Origin of the sequence: Promicromonospora kroppenstedtii DSM 19349, assembly GCF_000515355.1 — a bacterium.
GTDB classification, from domain to species: domain Bacteria; phylum Actinomycetota; class Actinomycetes; order Actinomycetales; family Cellulomonadaceae; genus Promicromonospora; species Promicromonospora kroppenstedtii.
Genome location: NZ_KI911694.1, coordinates 62,131 through 69,569, shown reverse-complemented (window position 1 = coordinate 69,569; position 7,439 = coordinate 62,131). Strand labels below are relative to the sequence as shown.

The window sequence follows — 7,439 nt, the reverse complement described above, 5'->3', positions numbered from 1 at the left end:
CGAGCGGCGGCCCCTCGTGGTCGTGACCGCGACGGGCCGGGAGGCCGACGACCTGGCGGCGAGCCTGCGCGGCTACCTCCCCGAGGAGCGGGCCGACGACGTCGCCGTGCTCCCGTCGTGGGAGACCCTGCCGCACGAGCGGCTCAGCCCGCGCGCGGACACCGTGGCCAAGCGCCTGGCGGTGTTCCGCCGGCTGGCGCACCCGGCCGAGGGCCACGGCCAGGCCGGCGAGATCCGCATCCTGGTGATGCCGGTGCGCGCCCTGCTGCAGCCGGTCGTGGCGGGCCTGGGGGAGCTGGAACCCGTGCAGCTCGACTCCGGCACCACGGCCGACCTGACCGACGTCGCGGAGCGCCTCACCGCCGCCGCCTACACGCGCGTGGACATGGTCGAGCGGCGCGGCGAGTTCGCGGTGCGCGGCGGCATCCTGGACGTCTTCCCGCCCACGGAGGACCACCCCCTGCGCTGCGAGTTCTGGGGCGACGAGGTCACCGAGATCCGCTGGTTCGCCGTGGCCGACCAGCGCAGCCTGGAGATCGCGGAGCGCGGCGTGTGGGCCCCGCCGTGCCGCGAGATCCTGCTCGACGACGCCGTCCGGCAGCGCGCGGCCGACCTGGTGCCCAGCCTGCCCGGCGCGGTCGAGATGCTCGACAAGCTCGCCGCCGGCGTCGCCGTCGAGGGCATGGAGTCCCTCGCCCCGGTGCTGGTGGACCACATGGTCCCGGTGCTCGAACTGGTACCCGAGGACGCGCTGCTCGTGGTCAACGAGCCCGAGCGCGTGCGCCGGCGTGCGCATGACCTCGTGGCGACGACCGAGGAGTTCCTCGCCGCCGCCTGGACCGGTGCGGTGGCCGGCGGAGCAGCGCCGATCGACCTGTCCGCCGCGTCCTTCGAGACCTTCGCCGAGGTGCGCGAGATCGCGGCCCGGCGCGGGCTGGGCTGGTGGACGCTCTCGGCCTTCACGCAGGACACGGAGCTGGCCGCCGACGACTCACCGGGCGGCGACGGGTCCGAGACCGTGTTCACGATCAGCGCGCGGGACGTCGAGTCCTACCGCGGAGACCTGGCCCGGGCGCTGGACGACGTGCACGGTCTGCAGGTCGCGAGCTGGCGGCTGGTGCTGACCACCGAGGGCCACGGCCCGGCCAAGCGCATGACCGAGCAGCTCTCGGCGGCGGGCACCGCGGCCCGGCTCGCGGTGTCGCTGGAGGAGGAGCCCGAGCCCGGCGTCGTGCACGTGCTCGCGGGCGGCGTCGGCAAGGGCTTCGTGGCCCCTGAGCTGCAGCTCGCCGTCTTCTCCGAGCAGGACCTCACCGGGCGCGCCGGCTCCGGCACGCGCGACATGCGCCGCATGCCCAGCCGGCGCCGCAACGTCGTCGACCCCCTCCAGCTCAAGGCCGGCGACTTCGTGGTGCACGAGCAGCACGGCGTGGGCCGGTTCGTCGAGATGGCGCAGCGCACCATGGGCACCGGGGGCAACCGGGCCACGCGCGAGTACCTCGTGATCGAGTACGCGAGCAGCAAGCGGGGCCAGCCCGGCGACCGGCTGTTCGTGCCCACCGACCAGCTCGACCAGGTCACCAAGTACACGGGCGGGGAGGCGCCGTCGCTGTCCAAGATGGGCGGCGCCGACTGGAAGAACACCAAGGCCAAGGCGCGCAAGCACGTGCGTGAGATCGCGAGCGAGCTGATCCGGCTGTACAGCGCGCGCATGGCCACGCAGGGCCACGCCTACGGCCCGGACACCCCGTGGCAGCGCGAGCTGGAGGACGCCTTCGCGTACGTCGAGACGCCCGACCAGCTCGCCACCATCGACGAGGTCAAGGCCGACATGGAGAAGTCCGTGCCGATGGACCGCCTGGTCTGCGGCGACGTCGGCTACGGCAAGACCGAGATCGCCATCCGGGCGGCCTTCAAGGCGGTGCAGGACGGCAAGCAGGTCGCCGTCCTGGTGCCCACCACGCTCCTGGTGCAGCAGCACTACGAGACCTTCTCCGAGCGCTACACGGGGTTCCCCGTGAACGTGCGGGCGCTGAGCCGGTTCCAGTCGGCCAAGGAGTCCGAGGAGACGCTCGCCGGTCTCAAGGACGGCAGCGTCGACATCGTGATCGGCACGCACCGCCTCATCACCGGGTCCGTCGCGTTCAAGGACCTGGGCCTCGTCGTGATCGACGAGGAGCAGCGGTTCGGTGTCGAGCACAAGGAGACGCTCAAGCAGCTGCGCACCAACGTCGACGTGCTGGCGATGTCCGCCACCCCGATCCCGCGCACGCTGGAGATGGCCGTGACCGGCATCCGCGAGATGTCCACGCTGGCCACCCCGCCGGAGGAGCGGCACCCCGTGCTCACCTACGTGGGCGCCTACGAGGAGAAGCAGATCGCGGCGGCCCTGCGGCGCGAGCTGCTGCGCGAGGGCCAGGTCTTCTACGTCCACAACAAGGTGGAGACCATCCAGCGCGCCGCCGGCCGGCTGAGCGAGCTCGTGCCCGAGGCCCGCATCGGCGTGGCCCACGGCAAGATGAGCGAGCACCAGCTCGACCAGGTCATCCGCGCCTTCTGGGAGAAGGAGCTCGACGTGCTGGTCTGCACCACGATCATCGAGACCGGCCTGGACATCTCCAACGCCAACACCCTGATCCTGGAGCGCTCCGACATGCTGGGTCTGTCCCAGCTCCACCAGCTCCGCGGCCGCGTGGGCCGCGGTCGCGAGCGCGCCTACGCCTACTTCCTGTACCCGCCCGAGAAGCCGCTCACCGAGACCGCGCACGACCGGCTCGCCACCATGGCCGCGCACACCGACCTCGGCGCCGGCATGCAGATCGCCATGAAGGACCTCGAGATCCGCGGGGCGGGCAACCTGCTCGGCGGCGAGCAGTCCGGCCACATCGCCGGCGTCGGGTTCGACCTCTACGTGCGCATGGTCGGCGAGGCCGTGTCCGCCTTCCGCGGCGACGCGGAGGAGGAGGCACCCGAGGTCACCATCGAGCTGCCCGTCGACGCCCACCTGCCGGAGGCGTACATCGCCACCGAGCGGCTCCGGCTCGAGGCCTACAAGAAGATCGCCACCGCGCAGGACGCCGCGGCGCTCGCGGAGGTCCGTGCGGAGCTCACCGACCGCTACGGCGCGCTGCCCGAGGTCGCGGACGCGCTGTTCGACGTCGCCGACTTCCGCAACCACGTGCGCAAGGCCGTGCTCACCGACGTCACGGCCCAGGGCAAGTACATCCGGTTCGCGCCGGTCAATCTGCCGGAGTCGGCGCAGCTGCGTCTCAAGCGGCTCTACCCGGGCACCATCCTCAAGCCGGCGATCCGCGCGTTCCTCGTGCCGTTCCCGTCGACCGCCCGGATCGGCGGGCGCCCGCTGCGCGGCACCGAGGTGCTCCAGTGGGCCCGGGGCCTCATCGACGCGGTGATTCTGGCGGACGTGGGGGCTGCCGCTAAGGTCGGCACACGCTCGTGACGCCGGGGTCGTTGCCGTGGGAGTAGGTGAAACTCGGATTCACAGCAAATGACCCGGACCGTATAGGCTCCACCCGCGTAACCCGCTCATCATGTCGTTTCGTGGAGGACACCGCATGGCACTCGGACATCGCGTGCGTGGACGCCGCGCACGCGCGGTCATCGGCTCGATCGCGGCGCTGACCGCGCTCGGCGGCCTGCTGACCGGCTGCGCGACCGATTCCGCCGAGTCGGCGGAGGGCAGCGCCCAGGCGATCGACGTGCACCCGGAGCTGCAGGCGATGCTGCCGGGTGAGCTGCGGGCCAAGTCGGCGCGCATCGCCGTCGGTACGGAGTCGGGCTACCCGCCCTTCGAGTACACGAACGAGGCCGGGCGCATCGTCGGCTTCGAGATCGACCTCTTCGACGCGGCGTCGAAGAGGCTGGGTCTGAAGTACAACTTCGTGGACATGCCGTTCGACTCGCTGCTGGGCGAGCTGTACGCGAGCAACGTCGACGTCCTGGCCGCCGCGATGTCGGACACGACCGAGCGCCAGGTCGACTACGACTTCGTCGACTACTACAACGACAGCGACGCGATCATGGTCCCGGCCGGCAACCCGGAGGGCATCAAGGAGCTCAAGGACCTCTGCGGTCGCACGGTCGCCGTGCTCACGGGTTCGACCCAGGCCGAGGCGCTCAGCGCGCTGAACCAGAAGGTGTGCCAGGCCAAGCCGGTCAACGTGATCGGGTTCGACACCGACGCCGACGCGCTCGCGCAGGTCCAGGCAGGCAAGGCGGACGCGGAGCTCACCCAGTGGTCCACCGGCGCCTACAACGCCAAGCAGGTCGGCTCCGGCGACATCTTCGAGGTCGCGAACTCCGAGGTCATCAACCCGTCGCCGCTGGGCTTCGTGTTCCAGAAGGGCGACGTCGAGATGGTGCGGGCCTACCAGGCCGCGGTGCAGAGCATCATCGACGACGGCACCTACGCCCAGATCCTGGAGAAGCACGACCTCTCCGTCGGTGCCCTGGAGACGGCCACGGTCAACAACCAGCAGCCATGACGCGCCGCTGAACGCAGCGCCAGGAGGGCCGCCCCACACCGTGTGGGGCGGCCCTCCTGTTTTCCCGCGATCCGGCGCGCGCCGTGGGTCCCCGGGCCTGACACGCCGTCCTGCCCGCCGCGCGATTCCGCACCACGAAATAGTGGCTACCACAGTGACCGTTACCAGGCCCGTCGGTTAGCCTGGTAACCGAAAGGAGCAGTCATGGCCAGAACATCCCTCCGTACCCAGCGCGATCTCACGTCGCTCGGCGACCACGTGCGTGCCTGGCGCAAGATCCACGGCCTCACGGCCCAGCTCGTCGCGGACCGTGCGGGCATCACCCGCACCACGCTGCGGGCCATCGAGACCGGCACAGGGACGGTCAGTCTCGAGAACACGTTCGCGGTGCTGCGGGTGCTCGGCATGGCCGACGCCGTCGTCGGCGCGAGCGACCCGCTGACCACCGAGATGGGCCGGTTCCACGCGGAACGAGCCCTGCCGCAGCGAGTCAGGGTCCCCAGCTGAACGAGAAGAGAAGGTGAGCGCCGTTGTCGATTCGTGTCGAGGTCGAGCTTCCCGGCGGGGGTCAGGTCCGCGCAGGTGACCTCGACATGCATCTCAACCGCGGCGGCGCACTCGTGGGCTGCACGTTCCGCTACGACGCCGCGTACCTGCGCGACCAACGGGCGTACGCCCTGTGCCCCGAGCTGCCGCTGACGCCGGGGAACATCCCGTCGGGCAGTGACCGGCCCCTGTTCGGCGTCCTGGCCGACTGCCAACCCGACCAGTGGGGTCGCACGCTGCTGTTCAACGCGGAGCGACGCGCGGCCCGTGCCGAGGGACGCGGCTTCATGACGCTGACCGAGGTGGACTTCCTGCTCGGCGTGCAGGACGAGACCCGGTTGGGCGCACTGCGTTTCTCGCTCGACGAGGGCAAGTCGTTCATGGGGCCGCCGCGCGCCGAGGTTCCCGACCTGGTGGACCTCCCGTCGCTGACCGACGCCGCGGACGCCGTCGCGCAGCACCGGGAGACCGACCACGACGTGCGGCTCCTGGTCGCTGCGGGAACCTCGATGGGCGGCGCCCGCCCCAAGGTGACGGTGAAGGACGCCGAGGGCGACCTGTGGATGGCCAAGCTGCCCGAGAGCGGTGACCGGTGGGACGTCCAGGCGTGGGAGTACCTGACGCTGCGCCTGGCCTCGGACGCCGGCATCGAGGTGCCCGTCGCGCGGCTGCACCGCATCGGCCCGTCCCGTTCCATCCTGCTGACCCGCCGCTTCGACCGGCGGCCGGACGGCGGCCGCATCGGCTTCCTGTCCGCGGACAGCCTCACGCAGAAGGCGTTCTTCGAGGTCATCGACTATCGCACGCTCGCCGAGACGCTGGCGGACCACTCGGGCCGGCCGGCCACCGACGGACATGACCTGTTCCGCCGCGTCGCGTTCACCCTGCTCGTGCGCAACGTGGACGACCACATGAAGAACCACGGTTTCCTCCGCCGCGCGGACGGCTGGTCGCTGTCCCCGCTGTTCGACGTGAACCCCAACCCGTTCGCCGTCGTCGAGTCCACGCCGCTGCGTCCGGGCGGAACCCGCATCGACCGAGACGTGCGGGTGCTGCTCGCCACCGCGGACTCCTACGGCCTGCGGCAGGACGACGCCCGCCGGGTGCTCGGCGAGGTCGCCGCGGCGACGTCGGGCTGGTCGCGGATCGCGCGTGACATGTCGCTGCCGCCGGAGGAGATCGCGCTGATGGCGGAGGCGTTCGAGAACCCCAACCGGGACGAGGCGCAGGCCGCCTGAGCGGGCGGGGTTACGCTCGCCCCATGAGCGGCAACACCCGGCCCATCGAGGCCTCCATCCGCACGGACTTCCGCGATGAGATGGACTACGGCTCCTACCTGGGGCTCGACGCGCTCCTCTCGGCGCAGCACCCGGTGAGCGACCCACCGCACCACGACGAGCTGCTGTTCATCATCCAGCACCAGACCACGGAGCTGTGGCTCAAGCTGGTGGTGCACGAGCTGCGCGGCGTGCGGCGGTTCCTCGACAGCGACGACCTGCCCCGGGCCCTCAAGGGCCTGGCCCGCGTCAAGCACATCCAGCGCACCATCACCGAGCAGTGGTCCGTCCTGGCCACCCTGACCCCGAGCGAGTACGCGGAGTTCCGGGGCTCGTTGGGTCAGTCCTCGGGCTTCCAGTCCCATCAGTACCGCGCCGTGGAGTTCCTGCTCGGCAACAAGCACGCCGGGATGCTCCAGGTGTTCCGGGACAAGCCGGAGATCCACGCGCAGCTCGCGCAGCTGCTCCAGGAGCCCACGGTCTACGACGCGTTCCTGCGCCTGCTGGCGCGGCGCGGCCACGCGGTGCCGACCGAGATCCTTGACCGCGACGTCACGCAGGCCTGGACCGAGCACCCCGAGCTGATCGCCGTGTTCAAGACGATCTACGAGGACCCGCACGCCTACTGGGAGCTGTACGAGGCGTGCGAGGACCTGGTCGACATCGAGGACGCGTTCCAGCTCTGGCGGTTCCGCCACCTGCGCACGGTGCAGCGCACCATCGGCTTCAAGACCGGCACGGGGGGCTCCAGCGGCGTCGGCTTCCTCAAGCGGGCCCTGGACCTGACGTTCTTCCCCGAGCTCATCTCGGTCCGCACCGAGATCGACGGCCCGCTCGGTGTCTGACGGCGGGGCCACGACGCTGCCCGGCGTCGTCGACCACCATGTGCACCTGGGGCTGGTCGACCGGGGCATGCTTGCCGACGGGCCGGTGGTCGAGGTGCACGACCTGGGCTGGGACCCGCGTGAGGTGACCGCCTGGGCGGCCGAGCCGCCGTCGGGCGTCCGGATCCGGTACGCCGGGCCGTTCCACACCGCACCGGGCGGGTACCCGAGCGGGCGCTCGTGGGCGCCGGACGCCGCGGTGCGGCACGTCGCCTCCCCGGACCGGG

5 protein-coding genes and 1 pseudogene are annotated in these 7,439 nt (G+C 71.3%); all 6 read left to right on the top strand.

The window, feature by feature from the left end; translation table 11 throughout:
* Positions 1 to 3,460: transcription-repair coupling factor (gene mfd / locus PROKR_RS17510; protein WP_084800508.1), on the top strand; the 3,460-nt coding region annotated here is incomplete at its 5' end.
* A gap of 115 nt (positions 3,461 to 3,575) precedes the next feature.
* Positions 3,576 to 4,505 (top strand): ABC transporter substrate-binding protein, encoded by a 930-nt coding sequence (locus tag PROKR_RS17505; RefSeq protein ID WP_169736462.1) that lies wholly within the window; start codon positions 3,576 to 3,578, stop codon positions 4,503 to 4,505.
* A gap of 204 nt (positions 4,506 to 4,709) precedes the next feature.
* Positions 4,710 to 5,012 (top strand): helix-turn-helix transcriptional regulator, encoded by a 303-nt coding sequence (locus PROKR_RS17500; RefSeq protein ID WP_026365986.1) that lies wholly within the window; start codon positions 4,710 to 4,712, stop codon positions 5,010 to 5,012.
* Positions 5,013 to 5,098: 86 nt separating this feature from the next.
* Entirely contained in the window at positions 5,099 to 6,289 is a 1,191-nt protein-coding gene (locus PROKR_RS17495; protein ID WP_051433095.1) for a HipA domain-containing protein, read from the top strand.
* Positions 6,290 to 6,312: 23 nt separating this feature from the next.
* Positions 6,313 to 7,173 (top strand): tryptophan 2,3-dioxygenase, encoded by an 861-nt coding sequence (gene kynA / locus PROKR_RS17490; RefSeq protein WP_036965102.1) that lies wholly within the window; start codon positions 6,313 to 6,315, stop codon positions 7,171 to 7,173.
* Positions 7,166 to 7,439 (top strand): annotated as a pseudogene (locus PROKR_RS35260) (amidohydrolase family protein); the annotation flags it as partial. The gene kynA and the pseudogene PROKR_RS35260, both read left to right, overlap by 8 nt.